This window comes from Streptomyces sp. YGL11-2 (genome assembly GCF_050054615.1).
GTDB lineage: Bacteria > Actinomycetota > Actinomycetes > Streptomycetales > Streptomycetaceae > Streptomyces.
Genome location: NZ_JBNHIN010000019.1, coordinates 108248 through 131453 on the forward strand (window position 1 = coordinate 108248; position 23206 = coordinate 131453).

Genomic DNA, 23206 nt, shown 5'->3' on the forward strand with positions numbered 1-23206 from the left:
CCGGTTCAGGTGCGGGGGGTGTCGCGGCAGGAGAGGGAGTCGATGGTTTCCACGCGGGGTTTGAAGTCGGTTTCCCAGGTGGGGTCGGCGGCGGGGATGGAGGGGAGGGACGTGGTGAAGTCGTGGCTCCAGTCGTTGTCGGTGACGTATTCGCGCAGCGCGTCGCGGAGTTTGAGGCAGTCGTTGCGGTGGCCCTTGGCCATGGCGATGCCGTAATGGTTCGCGGAGCCGAAGGTGATATCGGGGACGACCTTGAGGTCCGGGTTTTCCTGGGTGAATCCGTAGAGGATCATCTGGTCCGTGGAGACCGCGTCGGCCACCTTTTTCGTCTTGAGGTCGGTGATGCAGCTGGAGGCGTCGGGGGCTTCGTAGACCGCGATGTGGTTGCCGTCCGGTCCCTTGAGGGTGGTGGCGGAGGTGGTGCCGGGCCAGGTGCAGACGCGTTTTCCGGCGAGGTCGGACGGCTTGCGGATGCGGTTGTCGTTCTTGCGGACCATGAGGCCCTGGTAGGTGGAGGCGTACGGTCCGGCGAAGTCCAGTTCCTTCATGCGGTCGACGGTGATCGAGAAGGTGGCGATGACCAGGTCCTTCTTTTTGTCGGCGAGTACCGCGGTGCGGTCCTCCGACGGCACGATGCCGAAGTCCGGTTCGGCGCCCACGGATTTGAGGATCTGCTGGGCGACGGTGATGTCGAATCCGGAGAATTTGTAGTTGTGGACGACTCCGGTGCCCGGCTGGTCGTTCTTCGTGCCGACCGAGACCTTTCCGGAGGCGAAGAGCGAGGGCGGTTCGGAGGAGCCGCAGGCGGCGGCGGTGAGGGCGGTCACGGCGAGTAGGGCCGCCAGTTTCGTGGTGCGGGTGGTGATCATGCGGGTCCCCGTTCTTCTTGCCTTGCGCGTTCTTCGTGCCTTCCGTGCCCCTACCTGTCGTGGAGCGTCGCTTCGGTGGTGTGCACGTCCATGCGGCAGCCGCGGGCGGTGCTGAGCGTGACGTCGATCCGTACGGTGCTGACCTGCGCGCCCAGGGAGAAGTCGGCGGTGCCTCCGGGGCGGAGGGTCTGCTGCTGGGCGGCGACGCCGGAGGTCATCAGGGAGACGGTGGCGGACGATTCCGGGAGGCAGGTGGGGCCGGCCGGGTCGTGGTCGGCGATGGCGAGGGTCAGCCGCAGGGCGTTGCGGGGTTCCTTCAGGGCTGAGGCGTCGAGGCCGAGCGTGAGGGTGCGGTGGGCGGAGGCGTCCAGGGGCTGGGTGCCCTGAGAGGTCACCTTTCCCGTGACGTCGATCTCGCCGTGAAGGACGACGTTCCGGAACGCCAGCCAGCCGCCCACGGTGGCGAGGACGGAGACGAGGGAGAGGGTGGCGATGACGCGGGCGCCGCGGGGGCGCCGGATGAGGACGCGGGCGGCAGCGGTGGCGAGGGAGAGGGCGGCGAGGACGCCCCACAGGACGTACTGGCGGGCTGGGCCGTCCGGCCAGGTGGTGCCGGCGATGACCAGGGCGGTGCAGGCCAGGAGCAGCGGCAGCCAGCGGGCGCTGGGGTGCAGGGCCCAGCGAATGAAGACGTTCCGGATGGTGCCGGCGGCGATGGAGTGGTCGCCGTGGGTGGTGGGGCTCTGGTGGGTGTCGCCGCCGTCCAGCGGGGCTTTCGGTGGGGTCATGCGTCGTCCTGCGGGCGGGGGTTGCCTCCCATGGTGATGTTGCCGTGGATCTCGACGGCGGCGATGGAGCCCTGGCCGGTCGCGGTGGGGGTGTAGTGGACGGTCTGCGGGCCGGTGGCGGAGGCGAGCCGGGTGACGTGCTGGCGGAACTCCTCGGCGTCGCGCTGCCCGGCGGGGGACCGCAGCCAGGCGGTGACGGCGGTGGCGAGCAGTTGGCGGTCGTGGTCGTCGAGGGTGGCGAGCAGGGCGTCGAGGGCGTCCGCGCGGTGGGTGTCGAGGAGGGGCCCGGCGGCGTCGTCGCCGAGGTCGGCGTCGTCGCGGCGGTGCAACAGGCGGCGGAAGAAGCCCTCGCCGGCGGTCACGGTGCGTTCGGCGATCCGGTCCTGGGCGGCGGTGAGGACGGAGGTGCCGAGGCTGTTCGCCGCCACGGCGAGATAAGGGGCTATTTCCGCAGATACGGTCGCTAAGTCCGACATGAGATCCCCCGGTGTGTGTGGGCTGGGTGGCGCGATAGCGCAACACCCTTACGGGAAAGGCGTGTTACCCATGTGCGCGCTGATCCATACTCGTGCCATTGGGTGGTTTCGGGATGGCGGGAGGGGTGGGGTGCGGGTGGATTTCGGCCGTGTCCCGGGGGTGGGTGGCCGCGGTGGGGCCGGGGAGCGCTTAGGCTGGATATTGGACTAGACCTGTTGTGTCGGTGTGTCGCCACAGCGCACGGCGTCGTGCTTGCCATCGTGCTTGTCGTCGCGTGCGTGCGGTGCCCCGGCCTCCTGTCTCGCCACGTTGTCGCTCGCCATGTCGTCGTCGAAGGGTTGGGTCGTATGAATCAGCGCGCGCTCCTGGAGGTGATCGCGCTCGGTCCGCAGGACGCGATCGCCGCCCGGGCCGGCGGTGCCGACCGGCTTGAACTGGTCACGGACATGGCAGCGGACGGGCTGACGCCGCCGCGCGCCACGTTCGCGGCGATCCGCGCGGCCGTCGACCTTCCGCTGCGGGTGATGCTGCGGGCCGCCGACGGGTTCGCGGCCGGCGATGTGGACGCACTGTGCGCGCAGGCGGCGGCGCTGCGGGCGGAGGGGGCCGAGGAGTTCGTCCTCGGGTTCCTGACCCCGGACGGGCGGGTGGACCTGGCGGCCGTGGGGGCGCTGGCCGAGGTGATCGCCGGGTGCCGCTGGACCTTCCACCGGGCCATCGACCGGGCCGCCGACCGGGACGCGCTGCGCACGGAGCTGGCGGGCTGCGGCCGGTCCGCCGGGCTCGACACGTATCTGACGGCGGGATCGGCGCAGGGCGTCGACGAGGGGCTGGCGACGCTGGTGGCCGAGCAGGCGCGCACGGACGCGGGCGAGCCGGGATACGCGCCGCGGATCCTCGTGGGTGGCGGGCTGCGGCTGGAGCATCTGCCGGAGCTGCGGTCCGCCGGGCTGAACGCGTTCCACATCGGAGGCGCCGCCCGGCCCGGGGGCTGGGCGGCACCGGTGGAGGCGGCGGCCGTGCGGGAGTGGCGGGCGGCGCTGGACCTGCCGGTGGTGCAGCAGGTGTGAGGTGCGGGCCGCCGGCCGGGGCGGGCGCGGCCGGCGGGGGAGACCCCGGGAGCCGGTCCGACATCGGTGGGCTGGTGCGGCATCGGTGGGTGGCTGCCGGCCCGGTCGGCTGTCCCCCGACATCGCGACGGCCGGTTGCCCCCACGGCCGCCGACGGCTCGCTGCCCCTGCGGCCGTCAACCGTCGGTTGCCCCCTATGGCCGCCGTCGTCCGCCCGCCGCGGTGGGTCTCCTCAGTCGTCCGCCCCCGCGGTCGTCGTCAACTGCCCTGGCAGATCGGCCGCGTGGACGACGGTCAGGCCGGACACCGGCCGGGTCAGGCAGACGTACAGGCGGCGCAGCCCGGTCCGTTCGTCCGGTTCGCCGTCGACGATCGCGGCCGGCTCGTCCAGCACCACGTAGTCGTACTCCAGGCCCTTGGCCAGAGTGGCGGGCACCAGGGTCAGCCGGGCGGCGGCGGAGGTCTCCGCTCCGGGGGCCAGGCAGGTGATACCGGCCTCCTCAAGTGCCGTACGCAGCACCGGAATCCGGGCGTCCGCCGCGATCAGGCCGATCGATCCCTCCTTCGCGAGCGCATCGCGGCAGGCCCCGAGGACCGCGGAGTCCAGGTCCGCGGGCCGCACCGCGCGGATCGCGAAGTCGCCCGCCGACTCGCGGATCGAGGTGGCCTCCGTCAGATCGGGGGCGATGGCGGGCAGCAACCGGGACGCGTACGCGATGACCTCGCGCGGTACGCGGAAGCCCTGGGTCAGCTCCTCGACGGCCGAACCGGGCTTGCCCAGGTGAGCCAGCGCCTCCTGCCAGGTATCGGTCGCCCACGGGGTCGTGCCCTGGGCGATGTCGCCCAGGATGGTCGCCGAACCGGTCGTACACCGGCGGCCCACCGCCCGGTACTGCATGGGGGAGAGGTCCTGCGCCTCGTCCAGGACCACATGGCCGAGCGAGTGCGTACGGGTCACCAGGTCCGTCGCCTCGTCGATCAACACCGCGTCCGCGGAGGACCACTTGGCGCTCTTCACGCTGCGCACCGGCTTGGTCCACAGGATCGTCTTCTGCTCCTCGGGGGTGAGGATCCCGTCCGCCTGCTCGGCGAGGAAGTCGGCGTCGCCCAGCAGCCGCAGGACCAGCTTCGCCGGATCGACCGGCGGCCAGACCGCCTTGACCACCGCCTTCACCGCGGCATTACGGGCCACCGCGTCCTGCACCCGGTCGTCGGGCGCCTCGCCCGCCTGCTCCATACGCACCAGGACGGCATGCGCGATCCGCTGCGGCAGCGCCTCGCGGGCCGCCCCGTAGCGGATGTCGCGGTCCATCAACTCCCGCACGATCTCTTCGAGTTCATACGCCGGTACGCGCCAGCGGCGGGAGCCGCGGACCACCACGCACGGCTCCTGCGGCAGGGCGATGTGCGAGCGGACGGCCCGCCGCAGCACCTCGGCCATCCGCGCGTCGCCCTTGACCGTCGCCGCGGCGGCCTCGTCCGTCCCGCGCACCTCCACATGGGCGACCAGGTCGTCCACCGTGGCCTGCTTGACCTCCAACTCGCCCAGAGCGGGCAGCACCTGCTCGATGTACTGGAGGAAGGAGCGGTTGGGGCCGATGACCAGGGTGCCGGAACGGGCCAGCCGCTCCCGGTGGGCGTAGAGGAGATAGGCGACACGGTGCAGGCCGACGGCCGTCTTTCCGGTGCCGGGCGCACCCTGGACGCAGACCGAACCCCCGATGCCGGCCCGGACGATCTCGTCCTGCTCCGGCTGGATGGTGGCGACGATGTCCCGCATGGGGCCGACGCGCGGGCGCTCGATCTCCGCCTGGAGGAGGGCGCTGGTGGTCTCGGCCTCGGCCGGGTCGGTGAGGTGCTCATCCTCGTAGGCGGTCAGCTCGCCGGTGGTGTAGCCGAAGCGGCGGCGCAGCCTGAGGTCCATCGGGTCCTTCTTGGAGGCCCGGTAGAACGGCTGGGAGACGGGGGCACGCCAGTCGATGACCATGGGGTCGCCGTCGGCGTCGTGGACATGGCGGCGCCCGATGTAGAAGTTCTCGCCCTCGGCGCCCTCGGCGAGGTCGAGGCCCGGGGCGTGCAGGTAGTCGAGGCGGCCGAAGAAGAGCGGGGTGTGCGCGAGGTCGGCGAGGGCCTTGATACGGGCGTCGATCTCGCCCTGGAGGACCTCGGCGTTGACCCAGTTCGCGGTGACGTCGGCGATGTTGAGGGCCTGGGCGTCCTCGCGCATCGCACGGAGGGCGGCACGGGAAGCGGCGAGGTGCGCGCGCTCGCGCTGGAGGGGGTCGAGGTGGGGTGACGGGTGTTGCGAAGCAAGGGTGCCGGCGCTTGGCGCCGTTGGTGAGGGGTGGTGGTCGGGTGACGGGTGTTGCGAAGCAAAGGTGCCGGCGCCTGGCGCCATCGATGAGGGGCGGTGGTCGGGCGACGGGCGGGCGTGCGAGGGCACGGTCTTGCCTCCGGTGGCGGGTCGGCATCGGTGTGAAGCGAAGGACCGGCCGGTTTCCGTCCGGTCGGTGGCACTCCCGACGGGAGGCAGGCAGACGCGCGATTGTAGTCAGCACCTATCAGGGGCGCCAATGGATTTTCCGGGCCTGCGGAGCCGGCGGCGGGCTGCCGTACCGGGGAGGGATACGGCCTGGTCCCGTAGGTCTCCCGTAGGGGACGGTGTGGACCCATAGGCTGACGCGGGGCCGCGGAGAGATGGACCCTCGGGCCGATGTGCTGCAATCGCGTGAATTCGATGATGGAGCCATGAGCAGCGCAACGATTTCCTCAGCCTCTGTCGGCTCTATCCCCTCTATCCCCTCGATCCCCTCTATCCCCTCGATCTCCTCGATCTCCTCGATCTCCTCGATCTCCTCGATCTCCTCGATCTCCTCGATCTCCTCGATCTCCTCGATCTCCTCGATCCCCTCCACCGCCTCCTCCTCTGCCCACCCTGTCTCCCGGCACCCGGTCAAGGGCGCCACAGCCCTCGGCCCCGACCCCAGCGGCGGCACGGCCGCCGCCCATGGGCACCGCCATCTCGCCGGTAGCGCACTCCGCGCGGTCAAGGTCTTCGCGGCGGCGGCGTTCAGCGTCGTGGTGATGGGGGAGTATGCCGAGGGCTGACCGTCCGCCCGCGAAACCACCGCGAGATCACCAGCAGGAGAAGACCGGCCAGCGACGAGAACGCCGGCCACCAACGACGAGATCGCCAACCAATACGCGCCAGTACATGCAAGAAGCAGCCGAGTCGGCATGGACATCCGGTTGACCGGAAAGCGTTACGGACGGTCGGTCTCGATCCACTAGCGTCGCCGCAGAGAGCGCGCGCTCAGGGCGACGAGGAGGGGTACACGGTGTCTGCCGCCGACGGGACGGGGACGTGGACGTGGAGACGCACCTGGGCGCAGAGCGTTGCCAGGCCCGGCCGACTGGCGCTGGGAGTGGCGCTGCTGGTGCTGTCCTTCGCCGGGCTGTGGGTGCTGTACATGACCGTGCAACTCCCGATGTCCGACATAGTGGTCTACCGCGCCGAGGGTCAGGCCGCTGCGACCGGTGGTGATCTCTACGGCTTCACGGTCACCAAGTGGGCCCTTCCTGCCACGTACCCGCCCTTCGCCGCCCTGCTCTTCATCCCCACGACCTGGATCTCGCTCACCACCCTCAAAGTCGCCTGCATCCTGGTCAACGCCGCCCTCCTGGCGCTGCTGATCCATCTCTCCTGCAAGGCCGCCGGCCTGCGCAAGGCCGCGTACACCGCGCCCGTCATCCTCGCCGCCACCGCGTTCGGCCTCTGGCTCGAACCGGTCTTCCAGACCTTCGTCTTCGGGCAGGTCAACCTCGCCCTGACCTGCCTGGTCCTGTGGGACCTCTCCCGCCCGGACGGTGCCCGGTTCAAGGGCTTCGCCACCGGCATCGCGGCCGGCATAAAGCTCACCCCCGCGATCTTCGCGGTCTATCTCCTGATCACCGGCCGGGTGAAGGCCGCCTTCACCGCCCTCGCCGGGTTCGTGGTCTCGGTGCTGCTGGGCGCGTTGGTGCTGCCCGGTGCCAGCGTCGAGTTCTGGACGCGGCGGATGTTCGAGACGCAGCGGGTCGGCAAGGTGTGGATCGTCGACAACCAGTCCCTCCAGGGCCTGGTCGCCCGGCTCCTGCACACCACCGAGCCGGGGATCTGGTGGATGGCGGCGGCCGGGATCACCGCCGTCTTCGGCCTCTGGGCCGCCCGCCGGGTCTACATACGGCGCGGCCAGGACAACTGGGGCGTCCTGGCCACGGCTGTCACCGCGCTGCTGGTCTCGCCGATCAGCTGGTCGCACCACTGGGTCTGGTGCGTACCGCTGCTGGTCGCGCTGGCCGCGCACACCCGGCGCGTGCCCTGGCGCCGGGCGCTGACGGCCGCCGTCGCCGTCGCCTTCACCGCACGCTCGATGTGGGCACTCCACCACCGCGGCGAGCGCGCCCTGCACTTCGACTGGTGGCAGCAGCTGCTCGCCGCGCCGTACGCCCTCATCGGCCTCGCGCTGCTGGTGGCACTGGCCTGGTGGACGCGGCGGGTGCCCGATGACCCCGCCCGCCCCGGCGGCGGCATCCGTGAGGGCACCCGCGGGGGCGGCCGCGGCCGGAGCGGGATACCGCAGCCGCGCGTGGACCAGCGGCTCCGGACGCGGTCCCGGGCGGCGGGTTAGGAGCGCGGGCCGCGGAGCCGCGCGGGTGCCGCACGCCGGCGACCGGTCACGGCACCCGCTGTCCAGAACCCGCTCACCAGTGCCTGGTGACCAGTGCCCGCTCACCATCGCCCGCTCACCACTCCCTGGTCACCAGCGTTCAGCTGGGACGCGGGAGCAGGGCGCGGAAGCCGGCGGCTGGGTCACGCCGGCGGGTGCCCGTGGGTGCCGGTGGGTTACGCGAGTGGCTCACGCCGGTGCCGGGTCGTCCTCTCCCGCTCCCGCCGGCTCGTCCTCACCTGCCGGGTTGGCCTCTCCCACTGCCAGCAGCTCGTCCGCGTCCACGATCCGGTACGCGTAGCCCTGTTCGGCGAGGAAGCGCTGGCGGTGGGCGGCGAAGTCCTGGTCGATGGTGTCGCGGGCGACGACCGAGTAGAAGCGGGCCTCGTGGCCGTCCGCCTTGGGACGCAGCACCCGGCCCAGGCGCTGGGCCTCCTCCTGGCGGGAGCCGAAGGTGCCGGACACCTGGATCGCGACGGTGGCCTCCGGAAGGTCGATGGAGAAGTTGGCGACCTTGGAGACGACCAGCACCGAGATCTCGCCCTCCCGGAAGGCGTTGAAGAGCTTCTCGCGCTGGGCGTTGGTGGTCTCGCCCTTGATCACCGGCGCTTCCAGGTGCTCGCCCAACTCGTCCAGCTGGTCGATGTACTGCCCGATGACCAGCGTCTGCTCGCCGTGGTGCCGGCGCACCAGCGCCTCGGTCACCCGCTGCTTGCTGTCCGTGGTCGCACAGAAGCGGTACTTCTCCTCGGTCTCGGCCGTGGCGTACGCCAGCCGCTCCGAGTCGGTCAGATTGACCCGCACCTCGACGCAGTCCGCCGGGGCGATATAGCCCTGCGCCTCGATCTCCTTCCACGGCGCGTCGAAGCGCTTGGGGCCGATCAGCGAGAAGACGTCCGACTCGCGGCCGTCCTCCCGCACCAGGGTGGCGGTCAGCCCGAGCCGTCGCCGGGCCTGGAGGTCGGCGGTGAACTTGAAGACCGGCGCGGGCAGCAGATGCACCTCGTCGTAGACGATCAGGCCCCAGTCCCGGGAGTCGAACAGCTCCAGGTGCGGGTAGACGCCCTTCCGCTTCGTCGTCAGCACCTGGTACGTGGCGATCGTGACCGGCCGGATCTCCTTCTTCGTACCGCTGTACTCGCCGATCTCGTCCTCGGTCAGCGACGTCCGCTTCACCAGCTCGTGCTTCCACTGCCGGGCCGAGACCGTGTTGGTGACGAGGATGAGCGTGGTGGCCTTGGCCTGCGCCATCGCGCCCGCGCCCACCAGCGTCTTTCCCGCACCGCACGGGAGGACGACGACACCCGAACCGCCGTGCCAGAACCCCTCCACGGCCTGCTGCTGATACGGCCGCAGCGCCCAGCCGTTCTCCTCCAGGTGGATCGGATGCGCCTCGCCGTCCACGTAGCCGGCCAGGTCCTCGGCCGGCCAGCCCAGCTTGAGCAGCGTCTGCTTGATCTGCCCGCGCTCGGACGGATGCACCACGACCGTGTCCGGGTCGATCCGCGCCCCGACGAGCGGCTGCACCTTCTTCGACCGGAGGATCTCCTCCAGTACGGGGCGGTCGGTGCTGGACAGCACCAGCCCGTGCGCGGGGTGCTTGGTGAGCGTCAGCCGCCCGTAGCGCGACATCGTCTCGGCGACGTCGACGAGCAGCGCGTGCGGCACCGGATACCGCGAGAACTGCACCAGCGCGTCCACGACCTGCTCGGCGTCGTGCCCGGCCGCCCGCGCGTTCCACAGCCCGAGCGGTGTCACCCGGTATGTGTGGATGTGCTCCGGCGCCCGCTCCAGCTCGGCGAAGGGCGCGATGGCCCGCCGACAGTCGGCCGCCAGCTCGTGGTCCACCTCCAGCAGCAGCGTCTTGTCGCTCTGGACGATCAAGCAGGACACACATACCTCCGTGGATAGGATCGCTCAGGTGACAGACACCGTTCCTGCTCAGGTGCGGGCCATGCCCCGTGCCCGACGCCGCAAGGGCGTCTCGGCCGACGCGCCGGGAATGCGCGCCGCTCTCTATGTTCGCCTATCGCGCGAAACCGAGGAAAGCACTTCTCCAGAGCGCCAGCGCGCGGCTTGCGAGGCATTGTGTGAAGCGCGCGGCTGGAAGATCGTGGCGATAGAGGAGGACATCGACGTCTCGGGCTACTCGCGCGGACTGGACCGCCCGGGGCTCCAGCGTATCCTGGCGCGCCTCGCCGAGTTCGACGTGATCGTCTTCTTCAAGATCGACCGTCTCGCCCGATCAACGGTCGACTTCGCCGAGATCATGAAGATCACGCAGAACGAGGGTGTGGCGCTCGCGTCGGCCAGCGAGCCGCTGGACCTCACGTCCTCCATGGGCCGCGCCATGGCGAAGGTGATCGCCGTCTTCGCCGAGCTGGAATCCGACACCATCGGCATGCGCGTCTCCAACGCTCACGAGCACCTGCGCCGCGAAGGCCGCTGGACCGGCGGACGCGTGCCCTACGGCTACCAGGTCGCCCCGAACCCCGACGGCCCGGGACGCGTCTTGGTGATCAACCCGGAAGAGGCGAAGACCGTCCGCGAGATCGTGGAGCGGGTCCTGGCCAAGGACTCGCTCATGAAGATCGCAACGGACCTGAGCAAGGCCGGCGTTCCGTCGCCGGGGCACTCCTCACGTCAGTCCACCGGCAAGAACAGCGACTCCAAGCAGTGGTACACGACCACGCTCAAGAGCCTGCTTACCAACCCGCAGCTCCTGGGCCAGGTGATCGAGGACGGCAAGCCGATCCTCCGCACGGACGGTCTCCCGCTCGTCTCACGCCCGCCGGTCCTGGACATGGACACGTGGCACGCCTTGCAGGACGAGCTGAAGCGACGAGCCGGTGCCGGCGATCAGCGCCGCCACGGCACGTCCCTGCTCCGTGCGGTCCTGTACTGCGGCGTGTGCCACTCCCGCATGTACACGTTCACGTCCAGGGGGAAACTTCGCTACCGCTGCATCGGGCGCCTGAAGCAACGGCAGCGCACCGGCGAACAGGGCGCGTGCTACGGCCCGTCCGTCCCCGCGGAGCACACCGAGGGGCACGTGACGGAGTTGTTCCTTGAGACGCTCGGCGGGGCGGAAGTCGTGCGCATGGTGGAGCACGCGGGCGAGGACTTCCACCCGCAGATCCGACAGGCCGAGGAAGCGCTCAGCGACCTTGAGAAGGACCGTTACGAGCGCGGGCTGTTCAAGGGGGACGACGGCGCGAAGCGGTACGCCGACCAGTACGCGAAGCTGGAGGACCGGCTTGCGTCGCTCAAGGACATGCAACGCAACGCCAAGCCCGCCGGGGTGGAAGCAGTGCCCACCGGCCGGACGTACGGCGATCTGTGGAAAGCCGCGAGCGTGGAGGGCAAGCGGGACCTTCTCCTGGACGCCGGGGCGTACGTGGAAGTGGCTCCGGCGAAGCGTGGAGCGCGCAGGCTGGACACTTCACGGCTCGCTGTCTTCTTCGGGGACGAGGGCAAGCTCCGGCGCGCCTCCGCAGACGGTAAAGACATGGCGGAGGTTGACCACGAAGTCACTGCCGCCATCGATCTTGAGATGACGTAAGCCTGCGTGAGCGCTGTAACGGCCCGCTATTGCCTTTGCGATAGCGGGCCGTTCTTCATGCCCGGACGCGACCTCATCGATTGTCCCGTTGTCCCGTCCTGTCCCGCCGAGCGCGGCGGACTGCCGTAGAGAGCCGCGTGTAGCTCTCCTCGGTCACTGGTGTCACGGCCCCCAGCTGATGGAAATAACCCCCCACCTCGCCGTGACGATTCCGGTGGATGTGTCACGGCTCCAAGTGGATGGGGGTGACCCCGGCGAACGCCCGGGGCATCATCGAGAGGAACAACGGCATGAGCCACACCGAAGAACTGCCCCACGCGCCAGCGCGCCTGGTGTCGCCGAAGGCCCCTGGAGAACCTTGGACGTTCCGCGTCGAGTGTCCTTACTGCCCCCGCATCCACATCCATGGCGCTGGGAACTCCGCCACTGACGCCCACACGCACTACGGCACCCGTGGCGCGCATTGCTCGGACGTTGTGAAGCGGGGGCGAGTCATCTTCGACGCGTCCCCGTATCGGGGTCGTTCCTACCGTCTCGTTCCGGCGGTGGTCGCATGACGCAGATCGTCGAAATTAACGGCTGCGCCTTTCAGGCTGACAAGCTGGCGGAAGCCGAGGCGAAGGCGGAGCCTCCGATCCCGACCGGTGCGGAAGCCCTGGACGCCATCGAAACGGCGCTACGACGGTTCGTGTGGTTTCCCAGCCCGCACCATTTCACGGTGGCCGTTCTGTGGACCGCCTACACGCACCTGCTCACCCAATGCCCCGGTCTTCCCATTGCTCCACGGCTCGGCGTCTTCTCCGGTGCTCCCGGGTCCGGGAAGACGCGGACTCTGGAGGTTCTGTCCAAACTGGTCGCCAATGGCCAAGACGTAGGTTCCATGTCGTCGGCGGCCATGCTTCGGATCATCGCGGCGGCGGAAGCGTCGGAGGAGATGGGCGCGTACCCCGTGGTGCTGTTCCCCGACGAGTTGGACCGAACGTACTCGGCGAACTCCGCCGCGAGTCAGGACGACCTGACGATCATCCTGAACGCCGGGTACAAACGCGGTGCAGCCGTGCTGCGGGCACACAAGGACAGGCAAGCCGAGGTGGTCCGCTACCCCTGCTTCGCGCCGGTCGCGTTCGCTGGCCTTGCCACCGCTCGGCTGCCGGACGCCCTCCTGACCCGCACGTTCGTCATCCACACGACGCGGGCTCGAAGCGAGGAACGGCCCCGGCCGTACTTCGCAATGGCGCATGACGCGGAGCTGGCGGAAATCCGGGAGTCGGTGGCCCACTGGGCGCGTGACATGGCGTGGAGGTTCGCCACCTCGGACAAGCTCCTGGAGGGTCTGATGGACCCGGCGGTCATGAACGTAGTGGACGGGCGTGATCACGAGATCTGGTCATGCTTGTGGGCCGTGGCCAGTGCTGCCGGGAGTGGCTGGCCCGCACGTTGCATGGGGGCTCTGGAGGCTGCCAGAGAAGACGCTCATGACAGAGCCGTCACCTCGTCCTCCATGCGGCTCCTGGCAGCCCTCAGGGCCCATTACGGCGACTTGGAGCGTCGGGGCAGGGTCACGGCCGGCATCAGCCGGGACGACGCCTGTAGCGCCGCCCTCGAACTGGACCCCTTGGCTTTCTCAAGGTTCGACGGCCGGGAGGAGCTACGGCCGGAGGACGTGGGGCTGTTGCTCCGGGAGCACGGACTGAAGTCGGTCCGTGTCCGCGTCGCCAACGGACGGGCGTACGGGTGGCGGTGGGCCGACCTCCGCGATGCCTGGGAACGCGTTCTCGCGCCTATGGAGGAAGAAGCCGACGCACGGGAGGCTCCGCCGCACAGCGAGCAGGCTGACGTGTTCGGTCAACGGCGGTGACCGCCGAACGCGACAGGACAGGACGGGACAGCGGGACAACTGAACGGCGATACGTGGCATTGAGGGCTGTCGAAATGGCGGCCCTTTCGCATGACTTCAGCTTCCAGAACGAATTGGAGAATAGTGATGAGTGGACGCGATGACCTGGACTTTCGCGCGGGCCGACTGCGCGATCTGCTGAACTCCCACACGAAGAACGCTGCCCACCTTCCAGAGGCTCCTGCACGGGTACACGAAGCGTGGGCCAAGGTCGTGGAACTGAGCGACTCTGCGAGTGACGCACTGGACGCCTGGTACATGATCCGCCATGAGGGCGAGCAGGCTGAGCGCGCCCGGTTGGCGGAACACCGCGCCCATCTGGCGGGCGAGGGCCCGAAGCCCAAGGGCGCATACAAGCCCATGGACGTCGACGCGCGCCGAGCAGACGCTCTGCTGGCATGCCAGGCCCGCGCAGACTTGGCCTTCGGGGCGCGTGGGCAGTACGACCAGGTGCTGAAGGATCCCGAGGTCCTGGAGGAGACGCGGGCGGCTCTCATTGCCAAGTTCGATGGTCTCCAGGACAAGACGCGGGAGGCGGTGGCCAAGGCGGAGGCTGCGTTCCACACTTGGATCCGTGTCATGAACGACTTGGCGCAGGTCACGCTGGACTTGGGCCTTGGGCGGGATCAGGACGGCATGGCCCCGCCGGCCGACAGCGACCATCGCCGCTGGTTCGACCAGGCGCACGAGGCATGGGCGAACCTGAACCGACTCCTGGGCTCCAACCATCCTGTGGCCACCGGGCGTTGGGCTGCTATGTCGCGGGAGGAGCTGGAGGCCAAGCCGCCCGTGTGGGCGCGTGAGCTTCTGTCTCTTAACCTTCCTTGGAGCGGCGACCGGAAGCGGCTCCGGCGGGTTGAACTGCTGGAGCGGGCTGAAGGCCGTGTGGTGACGACCCTGGAGGTACCGGTGGACATGTCCCCGGCGGAGGCCAAGGACCTCCTCCCCAGCACCCGCTAGGACGTATGGCGGGGCCTGTACGTATACCGGGCCCCGCCACCCGCAAGCTGCAGCAACGGTCACTGGCGCGCCGCCCGGCTCCTCCCGCGCGCCCCGGTGTCTTCCGGGATGCCGCGCGGGAGTTGAGCGCCTGGCCCCGTAGCTCAGTGGGAGAGTGCCCGATTGTCGATCGGGTGGCCGCCGGTTCGATTCCGGCCGGGGTCGCTGTAATGAAGTAGATGACTCGTCGCGGACGCTGTGGGCGTGGGTCACGTGCGGCCCCTCGCGCTTGGCGGCGAGGACGCAAGCGGCAACGTGCAGGTGCTGTGTCGGGGGTGTCACCGGTTGAAGGCGAGCACGGAGTTCGGTTCCGCCGCTTAGCGGCTGCTCCACCAGGCGGCCCCTGTTCCGAGGGTTGTTGTAGCGAGCGCGACGAGCCATGCAGGGACGCGCTGGACGGTCAAGTGGAGCCCTCCGCAGCGGAGTTCGAGCTGCGGATGGTCAGTGGTGTCACTCGTTCGGCTCATGACCTCAGGACAGCATGAGATCCCCGTATTGCCTAACCATCGCGCCGCACCTTACGCCGAATGGTGGGCCAGCATGCTCAACGGCCGCCCTGGCTGGCGGGGGCTTCACATGTAATCGCCCCCACCCTTCCAGCGCACGGCCTACTCTCTCCGGTTTTTCTGCCGTCGGCGGCGGGCGCGTTCGCGCTGCCATCCCTGCAGCAGTTCTTTCCGATCGCCGCTGTCTTGGGGCCACATGGAGCGCACAAGCGCAGTGAGTCCGGAGATGATGACAACGAGTATTGCGACGACCAGCACGACGCCCCACGGCGCCGTTTCCGGCAGTTTGAACACGGCGTATGAGCCTTCCGACCTTGAGCGGTCGGCGGGTCACTCAGGCAGCTAGTACGGCGCTCCCCAGCGCACTGCAGCGGTGCCCGCCCCGGTAGGTGGTCACGGGGAAGGCAGGGTTAGGTCCTCGGGGGGCTATCTGTGGTGTCTCGTCTATGGGTTCGGGCCGCCAGACGAGAACGTCCTCGTTGTGCGTACGACCGAGGGCGCGGGAAAGTAGCAGCATCACGACTCGGACGAAGAATCCGAGTAACTGCGCTACCAGTTCTGCGATGGCTGCCAGGAACTCCCTGGCTGCCGAACGACGTTCCGCTACTGTGTCTGCCCAAATTAGGCGACAAACGGCTACTTCAAGGCGCTTGCGCGCCCGCTGCGTCCGGCTACGATAACGCTTTGCCTCTATGGCGAGAAGGGAATCGCCCTCATGCGCCAAGTAATCGGGACCGGAGTAGGGGTCGGAGACAACCCACATTCCGCCACGCCTAGCGCAGTCGACCAGGCGCCGCATGGTAGCGATATGAGCAGTCGTTGGCCTCTGTGTAATTGCTGCAAGTGCAAAGTCCGTGAGGACATTCTCATCGCTCGTCTGGGCCAAGTCGTCTAGCTCGTACTCCCATCCCTCTGCGAAGTGGCCGTCATGCAGCGCATCAGCAATACGGGGACGCGGCACGTCCATCAGTCACCTCCTCGCAACCCAGCTCCCATGACTCTACCGGGCGGGTACGACAAGGGGTGGTCACTAGGCCCTACCGCTGCGCCCACCAGGTCCCCGCGGCTCCGCCGGCTGACGCGATCAGGACAAGGATCCATGCCGGGATGCGCTAAACGGTCAAGTGCAGCCCATACCAACGCAGTTCGAACCGGGGGCGCTGGTGGTGCTCGTTCTTCCTGTTGGTCATGCCTGGTAGTGCAGCGCAGGGCGATATATGAACTGGCTGATCACTGCCCGGTCTCTCCCCGAAACGGGCGCCAATCTGGTCATGGCGAGGCTTGCTGATGGGCGTTTGACCTGCACAAACAATCTTGCCGACGGAGATACCGTCGAAGTTGTCGACGACCTCTACCACGGAGTGGTTGAGGGGTGGCAGAAGAGGAAGAGCTATGTCCTGGCACAGCAGCAACCGGCGCTCCCGCCTCCCCGCGGACTGGTCGGTCCGTCGCCTGTCCGTCCTGAAAAAAGCGGGATGGCTTCCAGTGCGCAGCCGTCTTGCGGGACATGGGGGCGCGGTGTACGGCGCCGGCCACGGACGTGGATCACGTCGTCCCGGGCGACGACCATGATCCGGCGAACCTTCAGGCGCTGTGCGGTTGGCATCACGCGCGGAAGTCGTCCGCGGAGGGTTCGGCGGCTCGGCGGAGGTGGGTGTCCAGGCGGAGGCCGGAGGGGCGGCATCCGGGAGAGCTGGAATAAAGGTGGTCCTAGCGCCGGGGGTGTGGCGGCGGGTGTGACGAAGACCGTCGGACGCAGCTTGGTGGCAGGGAAGCGGCCGGGCCCAGGGACGGGCAAGGCCGATGGGGCTGGAGCTACACCCCCTGTTCCTCGATTACCGTCACGTCGATAAGGATCTCAACCTCGACTTCTCGGGGCTCGCTGACAACACCGTGAACTAGAGAGGGAGCGTGCGGGCCGGTGGTGGTGTCCGCGGTCGCAGCTTGGGCTGGGGCGGCGAGGCCGAAGGTGAGCAGGGCCAGTAGCCCGGTGGTGGCGAGAATACGGAGAGTGCGCCGCATGGCGGGCCCCTTCTGTCCGTTTGCGGGCAGCGGCGGCATGCGCACGTGACCGCGTGGTGTCTTGATCAGGGCGCCCTGGGGTGTTTCAGATCTGTTTAAAGGCTTTCCCGTCCGCCAAACGGACTAACTTCATGTCACCCGAACGTGTCGCCCGTACCTGAGGCGCCGTCACGGGCAGGTCCGGTGGGCTTGTCGCCCTGGGGGCGGCCCCCTTCTTGCCGGGCCGGAAGACCGAAGCGTGATAGCGGCTCGAATTCTGTACGGGTTCCAAGGTCCCTCAAAGAGGCTTAACCAGCGCCTGATGCCTATCTGACCTGCGTAAACATCCTGGAGTGGGTGCTTTAGGAGTCGTCCGTAGAGCCCCCTCACGGGGGTTTCGGCTTGGACCTCGACACTCCCTCCGGTATCAGGACGCGCCCGGATGGACATCCACCTTCTTAGGCCGCCTCTACCTCCGCCATGAGAAGCCGCAACGTTAGCGAGTGCTTCTCGGGTGGCAATGCGTTGAGCGCGCCCTTGGCGTACGCCGCCCCCCCGGCCTTGTCTCCCGACCGGGCGAGCATGAGCCCCCTGTGCATCTCAAGGTGCGTTGCAAACCGAGGCAGCGTGGCGGGCAACTCCCGCCGAGCCGCTTCCTGCGCCTCTACCGCCGTGCCCTCTTCTCCGAGTCGTGCGGCAAGCAGCGAGACGAAAACATTCATGCGCCACCACGGCACGGCGTAGTCCGAGGTCTGTTCGTACGACGCGGCCTTGTCGAAGACTCGGTGTCCCTGGTCCATCAGTTTCCGCGCCGTGGCATGGTCGCCGCGGATTGCTGCCGCGTGGGCCTTGCCCATGATGGCGTTGAGGAGCCCCAGTGATGGCTTGTCGCTGATGGCCATTGCCTGATCGGCGAGCGCGTCGGCGATGCCAAGGGAAGCTCCCTCGTACCCGAGCGCGATTGCTGCACGGCCCCGGACCCACACCCGGGCCTGATCGTCCCCGGACTGGTCGGCGGCTTTGGCGGCCATGCGATACCAGTTCACGGCCTTGGAGCCGTCAGAGCCGGGAAACGTTTTGGCGTACAGGGTCATGAGTCGGGAGGCGACAGACCAGAGATGTGGATTGTCGAGTTGCTGCTGGACGACGACCAGTTCGCTGGAAACCCGCCGCTGAATGTCGGCGGCGCCGAGACTCATGTACTCGGTGCCGTACGTGGCCAGCTTGCCCTCCCAGTCGTCCCCGGAAGGTCCGCCGGCAAGTCGGGCGCTGAATCCCAGGGTCAGCAGGTCCGAGGCGACTACCGGCGCTATGGCGGTCGCCGCCACATCGGAGAGGAACTTACGTCGCTTCACTTCACCCTCCAGCACGGCTAGGGGCACGTCGAGGACGGCCGAGAGGCACCGGAGGTAGAACGGCCCCGGCGTCACCTTGGAACGCTCCCAGCGGCTGATGTACTCCCGGTCCAGATTCGTGCCGAAGGCATCGTTGATCGCTGACGCCAGCCGCCCCTGCGACCAGCCGCGCGCTTTCCGGAGGTCCGTGATCAGTTCCCCGATGGCCATGAGTCCATCTTGCCCCTACGGCTGACACTGGTGGATCAACATTGGTCGCTGGTGGCCCACTTGCCCCTAGGAATGCCCCTACGGCGTGCCATCGCGCGGCGGGATGCTCCGTGCACCGACACGCGAGGGGACGGCGAGAAGCCATGAGCAACCCGATTCGGTACAGCCAACCGTCTGTAGAACTACCTCTGGATGGCTGGCTGTTGGACGGTACCCCGGCGCCCGGATGCAAGGTGTGCTCCGCACTGGACTTCCAACGAGACCAGGACCGGAAGCGGAACGACTGGGCTGCCGCCTGCGCTGCTGCTCGGGAGATCCGGAATCACCGCCGGGGGCACGGCGAGTCGTCGTGACCACCGCCGAACCAGTCCCTCCGGCTCGAATACGCCGGCCTGCTGCCCCGTGGCAGTCGGTCGGAAAGCCCCCGACCGGCAAGCCTTCGAGCACGGGCAGACGTGCCCGGTCTGAGTTGACGGGCTCAGGCTCAAGCCCCGGTCCGTCCCTTCACTGGGGTGCCGTCCTGGGCGGTGAGGGCAACCGCTTCGGACCCAGGAAAGCCGAAGCACCCAACACCCGCCCCGACTGCGGGAAACCCTGGCAGGTCAGCAGTCGGGACGGGCTATCGACGAACCACAACAAGGAGGCACGCACATGCAGGACGTACGCGCATTACTCACCCCTGCCGTGTTCGGGGGTGTCGTCGCAACGGTTCTCGACAACAACCCGGGCATGGACGAGGCTACGGCGGCTCGGATCAGCACGGAAGCGCTGAAGTTCGTCCACACGGCGGCCAAGTTCCCCACCGTGAAGATCACGCCGTCGAACGTGGTGGACGAGGGCTGGCACGCCCTGATTCTGCACACCGGGCCGTACGCCAAGCTGTGCGAGGGCCTGGGGCGCTTCGTGCACCACTACCCGGAGCGGCCCGACTCCCAGCGCCACGAGCCGCAGGCACTGACGCGAACGATGGCACTGATCGAGGAGGCAGGGCACCGTGTGGACCGCGAACTGTGGACGGGGCCAACTGAAGCCCTGGTCTCCGTGGCGGCCAACTGCTCCCACACGCCGCAGCCGGGAGGCTGCGGCCCGATCAACCCCGGCAACTGCGCCACGCACGGCGGTGATGGTGAATAGGCTCCCCGAACGCACAGCGGAAGGGTGAGGTCATGAACGCGGAAGAGGCCCGGCAGGTGGACGCCACGCTCTGGCGGCTCGGCATCCCGGGAGTCGTCGCCCCGGAGGATCCGGAGCACGCGGCGGGCGCGTGGCGGGTGTACGACAGTGCCGATCCCGCGACCCGCAAGGACATCACCGCTGACGTCCTAACCGCCTTCGTGGCGAAGTTCAGGGAAGCCAACCCAGAGCCTCCTGGGAAGCCACAGTCTGGTCCTACGCGGGGCTTCATCATTCCGCCCAACGAGGACTGACCGTCTCAACTGGCCCCGTCTGCGCGCTCCTTCCTGGTGCGCCGGGCGGGGCTTATTGCTGCTCACGCAGTGGAACTGCGGCTACTGCTGGGGAGTACGCATAGTATGTGCGTCACGCTTGATCGAATGGACGATGAGAGGTCCGTTCACGCGCCTCGCCTTTCGCTTTCCGGTGTCGCTTGCCGGCGGTCGGCCGCCGGTGCCGGCTCCGGGAACCGCGGAGCCGGGGGAGCCGTGGGTACGGCCAAACGTCCAGTGTGCCGCATCGCACCGATACGGCGGGCCGGTGCGGCGAGAGCCGTGAGCGCCTTCGGGATCCGTGCGGGCGCCCTCTTGCAGGGTTCCTTCAGGGTTCCTGGCCCGGGCCCCTCCTTCTCCAGGCTCCCTCTCAAGACTCCCTCGCGGACCCGCCTCCCGGAATCGGTTCCGGGAATCGGCTGCCGGAATCGGTTCGGGGAATTGGCTACCGGAATCGGTTCGGGGAGCGGCTCCGGCCAGGAGACCGCGAAGATCGAGGAGACAGAGGAGATCGACGAGATCGACGAGGTCCAGGAGATCGAGTAGATCGAGGAGATGGGGGAGATTGACGAGGGCGATGGGGCGGCGTCGCCCCCCGGTGCTCAGACCGAGTCGTCGGCCAGTTCTGAGACGCCGGTGATGCGGTGGAGGGCGTAGGTGCGGACCTCGTCGGAGGTGTGGTCGTAGGCGGTGACGAAGCCGCCCTCGACGCGTACGGGGGCGATGACGCGCTGGCTGGCGGCGCCGTCGGCGTTGACGTAGCCGATCCAGACGGGGGAGCTGGTGAGGACCGCGGCCTGCATGGTGGCGAGGGTTTCGGCGGAGGTGGTGCGCGGCAGGGCGCCCGGGGCCGATGGGCCGGCGGGTACCGGTCTGCGTTCGGCGGTGGCGGCGAGGTCGCCCGCGCGGATGGCGCGTACCGCCGCTTCGAGGAGGGTGCGGTCGGGGGACGGCGGGCCGTCGGGCACCGGGGCGGGGGCCGTGCGGGGCGGGGTGCGGTACGAGTCGGCGCGGGCGATCAGGACGTCGCCGGCGGCGGACTCGGCGGCCGGGGCGTAGCCCATCGCCCGCAGGCCGTCGAGGAGTTGGTCGGGGGAGGTCTGGGCGGCGAGCACGGTCGGGGCGAGGCGGCGCAGGCGCAGGGTGGCGGCGCGGCGGTCGGCGAGGATCTCGGCGAGCAGCGCGTCGTCGTCGCAGCGGACGTAGGCGGTGGCCGCGCCGATCCTCAACCGGCCGTGTTTGCGGGCCACGTCGTCGATGAGGTACGCGAGCGGCTGGGGCACGGGGGTGCGGGAGTGGGTGGTGAGGAATTCCCGGAGTTCGGCGGCGGAGCGGCCGGCGTCCAGGGCGCGGCGTACGGAGGCGGGGGTGAAGCGGTACACCGTGGCGCCGCCCTTGGACTCGACGTCGGCGAGCACCCCGAGCGCCTCGGCGAGCGGGCGGCGCAGCGGGCCGGGGGCGACGGCGGTCAGGTCGGCCTGGAGGAGGACGTGGTCGAGGGGTTCGGGGAGGAGGGGGGAGAGGAGGGCGGCGGCGCGGGCGGTGGCATGGGCCGCGTGCGGGCCGGTTCCGGTGTCCGTGTCGGTCTCGGTGTCCGGGCTGGTGCCGAGGAGGATGCGGCCGTGGGCGGAGAGTGCGCCGCGTCCGGTGATGCCCAGCAACTCGGCCTCGGTGAGCGTCCATTGGGCGAGGCGGGAGCGCAGGTCCTCAACGGGCGCGGGGGCGGTGGCGGCCTCGGGGGCGGCGGGCTGCCCGGTGCCGGGTGCCGCCGCGGCGCCGCGCAGCGGCCGTTCCCAGCGGAGCCGGGAGAGGATCGCCGCCGGCGGTACGGAGGCGCCGGGCGGGAGCGCGGCCAGCAGGGTCAGCGCGCGGCGCCGGACCTCCGGGGCCGGGGAGCGGTCCAGGTGCGGGCCGAGGGCGGCCAGTGCGCGGCCCTTCGGGTCGGCGGTGCCGACCACGCCCGGCGTACGGGTCGCGGGCAGCCAGGCGGCGGCCAGCACCGCCCAGCGCTCGTGGTCGGGCAGCTGGAGCCAGTCCTCGGCGGCCGGGGTGGCGGCGTAGCGCTCGTCGGCCTCGCCGTCGGAGGCGATCAGCCCGGCCGCGTAGGCGAGTTCCAGCCAGAAGGCGGCGAGCTGCTCGGTGGTGTCGAGGGCGACGGCGGTCCGCTTGAGGTCGCGGACGCTCAGGCCGCCGGCGCGCAGTACGGGCGGGCCGCCGAGGTCCCATTCCTTCAGCAGCTCCTCGACGGTCGCCAGCGCCGTGAACGCCTGACTCGCCGCCGCGTTGTCCACAAGCTGTGGATCGCGTTCGGTGACCGGGGCGAGGACCGGCGGCTGCGGTTCGGGGACGCGGTGCGCGCGCCCGGCGCGCAGGTGGAGAGCGGCCTCCCGGGGCAGCACCACGTTGCGGGCGCCCGCCGGAAGGAGCAGGCCGCGGTCCAGCAGCCATCGCAGATGGGCGGCCGGCCGGTCGGTGACCGCCCCGTACGGCGGGCCCCACAGCAGCTTGTCCAGGACGGCGACGGAATCGGCGGGCGCGGTGTCCAGCAGCGCGGTCATCCGGGGGCGGTCGGCGAAGAGGGCGGTGAGCGCGGCCACCGCGGAGACCGGGTCGTGGGTGGCGGGCAGCCCGGCCGCGGCGATCATCTCCTGGAGCCGGCCCGGTGACATCCCGGCCGTGGCCTCCGCGACGGTCGGCCCCAGACCGGTCGGCGAGGGGCGCGCGGCGCTCGGCGTCAGCAGCTCGCGCGCCGTACGCACCAGCCGCAGCCGGTCGTCCGGACCCCACACCAGCGCCTGCGCGCGCAGCGCCGCCACCGCCCGCGGCAGCTCGGCGGCCACCGCCGCATCCCCGGCGTCGCCCGCCATCAGCGCCGCGAGCGCCGCGGACGGGCACGGGTCGGGCGCCACCGCCAGTGCCTCCGCGGTCTGCAGCGCGAAGGTGTCCAGCCGCTCCACGGCCCGCACCACCGAGGCCCGTGTCCCGGCCCGGGTCGCCAGCTGCGTCAGGTCGCCGGGCACCGGATTCAGCAGGTCGGGCCGGGACCGCAGCAGACCGGCCAGCCCACTGTCGGAGCGGTTCCGCAGCTCCTCGGCGAGGGTGCGGGGGGATGGGGTGGTCATTCGTCTTACGTTAGCCGGGCGGGTGGAGATGGGGGGAGCATGCTGCGGGTGCGGTCTCGGTTGCCGGGGGCCGGGGCGGTGGCGCGCCGGGTCCGCGCCGCGCCGCCCGGCTCGCTTCCGCGGGCGGTGCCGGGCTGTTTCCGTACGCGGTTGCGGGCCGTCTCGGTACGCGGTGCAGGAACGCTTCCGTACGCGG

At 69.7% G+C, this 23206-nt stretch carries 17 protein-coding genes and 1 tRNA gene; 10 read left to right on the plus strand and 8 right to left on the minus strand.

The window, feature by feature from the left end:
* Positions 1–5: 5 nt before the first annotated feature.
* The 3 genes from ACO1BR_RS22525 to ACO1BR_RS22535 are packed head-to-tail and all read right to left on the minus strand — an operon-like array spanning position 6 to position 2133.
* Entirely contained in the window at positions 6–869 is an 864-nt protein-coding gene (locus ACO1BR_RS22525) for a transporter substrate-binding domain-containing protein (protein WP_426796877.1), read from the minus strand.
* Between the two features lie 50 nt (positions 870–919).
* A complete protein-coding gene (locus ACO1BR_RS22530) occupies positions 920–1657 on the minus strand; it encodes a hypothetical protein (protein WP_426796878.1) in 738 nt (245 codons plus the stop codon).
* Positions 1654–2133, minus strand: coding sequence for a hypothetical protein (locus ACO1BR_RS22535; protein WP_426796879.1), 480 nt, complete (start codon positions 2131–2133; stop codon positions 1654–1656). The genes ACO1BR_RS22530 and ACO1BR_RS22535 overlap by 4 nt, the downstream gene beginning before the upstream one ends.
* 348 nt (positions 2134–2481) lie before the next feature.
* On the opposite strand from ACO1BR_RS22535, the gene ACO1BR_RS22540 reads away from it, so the two are divergent.
* Positions 2482–3204, plus strand: coding sequence for a copper homeostasis protein CutC (locus tag ACO1BR_RS22540; RefSeq protein ID WP_426796880.1), 723 nt, complete (start codon positions 2482–2484; stop codon positions 3202–3204).
* Positions 3205–3436: 232 nt separating this feature from the next.
* Here ACO1BR_RS22540 and ACO1BR_RS22545 read toward each other — a convergent pair whose 3' ends face one another.
* Positions 3437–5602, minus strand: coding sequence for a HelD family protein (locus tag ACO1BR_RS22545; RefSeq protein WP_426796907.1), 2166 nt, complete (start codon positions 5600–5602; stop codon positions 3437–3439).
* A 350-nt stretch (positions 5603–5952) separates the two neighbouring features.
* Here ACO1BR_RS22545 and ACO1BR_RS22550 point away from each other — a divergent pair, with 350 nt between their 5' ends.
* Together ACO1BR_RS22550 and ACO1BR_RS22555 are read left to right on the plus strand one after the other, a co-directional pair.
* Positions 5953–6312 (plus strand): hypothetical protein, encoded by a 360-nt coding sequence (locus ACO1BR_RS22550; protein WP_426796881.1) that lies wholly within the window; start codon positions 5953–5955, stop codon positions 6310–6312.
* 230 nt (positions 6313–6542) lie between these two features.
* A complete protein-coding gene (locus ACO1BR_RS22555; protein ID WP_426796882.1) occupies positions 6543–7874 on the plus strand; it encodes a glycosyltransferase 87 family protein in 1332 nt (443 codons plus the stop codon).
* A gap of 228 nt (positions 7875–8102) precedes the next feature.
* Here the strand turns inward: ACO1BR_RS22555 and ACO1BR_RS22560 are convergent, their stop codons facing one another.
* Positions 8103–9806, minus strand: coding sequence for a DNA repair helicase XPB (locus ACO1BR_RS22560; RefSeq protein WP_426796883.1), 1704 nt, complete (start codon positions 9804–9806; stop codon positions 8103–8105).
* Between ACO1BR_RS22560 and ACO1BR_RS22565 the strand changes: the two genes are divergently transcribed.
* From ACO1BR_RS22565 to ACO1BR_RS22585, 5 genes are all read left to right on the plus strand, one after another.
* The gene (locus tag ACO1BR_RS22565; protein ID WP_426796884.1) at positions 9778–11475 is read left to right on the plus strand and encodes a recombinase family protein; all 1698 of its coding nucleotides are present in this window, start codon (positions 9778–9780) and stop codon (positions 11473–11475) included. The genes ACO1BR_RS22560 and ACO1BR_RS22565 overlap by 29 nt on opposite strands.
* 553 nt (positions 11476–12028) lie before the next feature.
* Positions 12029–13333 (plus strand): DUF3631 domain-containing protein, encoded by a 1305-nt coding sequence (locus ACO1BR_RS22570; RefSeq protein ID WP_426796885.1) that lies wholly within the window; start codon positions 12029–12031, stop codon positions 13331–13333.
* A 126-nt stretch (positions 13334–13459) separates the two neighbouring features.
* Positions 13460–14332, plus strand: coding sequence for a hypothetical protein (locus ACO1BR_RS22575; protein ID WP_426796886.1), 873 nt, complete (start codon positions 13460–13462; stop codon positions 14330–14332).
* Between the two features lie 132 nt (positions 14333–14464).
* Positions 14465–14536, plus strand: a tRNA-Asp gene (locus ACO1BR_RS22580).
* A 48-nt stretch (positions 14537–14584) separates the two neighbouring features.
* Positions 14585–14692, plus strand: coding sequence for a hypothetical protein (locus tag ACO1BR_RS22585; RefSeq protein WP_426796908.1), 108 nt, complete (start codon positions 14585–14587; stop codon positions 14690–14692).
* Between the two features lie 2000 nt (positions 14693–16692).
* Here ACO1BR_RS22585 and ACO1BR_RS22590 read toward each other — a convergent pair.
* Both ACO1BR_RS22590 and ACO1BR_RS22595 read right to left on the minus strand, forming a co-directional pair.
* Positions 16693–16899, minus strand: coding sequence for a hypothetical protein (locus ACO1BR_RS22590; protein ID WP_426796887.1), 207 nt, complete (start codon positions 16897–16899; stop codon positions 16693–16695).
* A gap of 437 nt (positions 16900–17336) precedes the next feature.
* Positions 17337–18443: a helix-turn-helix domain-containing protein gene (locus ACO1BR_RS22595; protein WP_426796888.1), complete on the minus strand. Its 1107-nt coding sequence runs from the start codon at positions 18441–18443 to the stop codon at positions 17337–17339.
* 651 nt (positions 18444–19094) lie between these two features.
* On the opposite strand from ACO1BR_RS22595, the gene ACO1BR_RS22600 reads away from it, so the two are divergent.
* A complete protein-coding gene (locus ACO1BR_RS22600) occupies positions 19095–19577 on the plus strand; it encodes a glycine-rich domain-containing protein (protein ID WP_426796889.1) in 483 nt (160 codons plus the stop codon).
* A gap of 32 nt (positions 19578–19609) precedes the next feature.
* Positions 19610–19870 (plus strand): hypothetical protein, encoded by a 261-nt coding sequence (locus ACO1BR_RS22605; protein ID WP_426796890.1) that lies wholly within the window; start codon positions 19610–19612, stop codon positions 19868–19870.
* Positions 19871–20490: 620 nt separating this feature from the next.
* Here the strand turns inward: ACO1BR_RS22605 and ACO1BR_RS22610 are convergent.
* Complete coding sequence (locus ACO1BR_RS22610) at positions 20491–23010, minus strand: helicase-associated domain-containing protein (protein WP_426796891.1); 2520 nt, start codon at positions 23008–23010, stop codon at positions 20491–20493.
* Positions 23011–23206 lie beyond the last annotated feature (196 nt).

Excerpts from the sequence above, each read along its gene's own strand:
- ACO1BR_RS22525 (WP_426796877.1), bottom strand. The coding sequence starts at position 869 with ATGATCACCACCCGCACCACGAAACTGGCGGCCCTACTCGCCGTGACC.
- ACO1BR_RS22530 (WP_426796878.1), bottom strand. The coding sequence starts at position 1,657 with ATGACCCCACCGAAAGCCCCGCTGGACGGCGGCGACACCCACCAGAGC.
- ACO1BR_RS22535 (WP_426796879.1), bottom strand. The coding sequence starts at position 2,133 with ATGTCGGACTTAGCGACCGTATCTGCGGAAATAGCCCCTTATCTCGCC.
- ACO1BR_RS22540 (WP_426796880.1), top strand. The coding sequence starts at position 2,482 with ATGAATCAGCGCGCGCTCCTGGAGGTGATCGCGCTCGGTCCGCAGGAC.
- ACO1BR_RS22545 (WP_426796907.1), bottom strand. The coding sequence starts at position 5,602 with ATGGCGCCAGGCGCCGGCACCTTTGCTTCGCAACACCCGTCACCCGAC.
- ACO1BR_RS22550 (WP_426796881.1), top strand. The coding sequence starts at position 5,953 with ATGAGCAGCGCAACGATTTCCTCAGCCTCTGTCGGCTCTATCCCCTCT.
- ACO1BR_RS22570 (WP_426796885.1), top strand. The coding sequence starts at position 12,029 with ATGACGCAGATCGTCGAAATTAACGGCTGCGCCTTTCAGGCTGACAAG.
- ACO1BR_RS22575 (WP_426796886.1), top strand. The coding sequence starts at position 13,460 with ATGAGTGGACGCGATGACCTGGACTTTCGCGCGGGCCGACTGCGCGAT.
- ACO1BR_RS22590 (WP_426796887.1), bottom strand. The coding sequence starts at position 16,899 with ATGCGGCGCACTCTCCGTATTCTCGCCACCACCGGGCTACTGGCCCTG.
- ACO1BR_RS22595 (WP_426796888.1), bottom strand. The coding sequence starts at position 18,443 with ATGGCCATCGGGGAACTGATCACGGACCTCCGGAAAGCGCGCGGCTGG.
- ACO1BR_RS22600 (WP_426796889.1), top strand. The coding sequence starts at position 19,095 with ATGCAGGACGTACGCGCATTACTCACCCCTGCCGTGTTCGGGGGTGTC.
- ACO1BR_RS22605 (WP_426796890.1), top strand. The coding sequence starts at position 19,610 with ATGAACGCGGAAGAGGCCCGGCAGGTGGACGCCACGCTCTGGCGGCTC.
- ACO1BR_RS22610 (WP_426796891.1), bottom strand. The coding sequence starts at position 23,010 with ATGACCACCCCATCCCCCCGCACCCTCGCCGAGGAGCTGCGGAACCGC.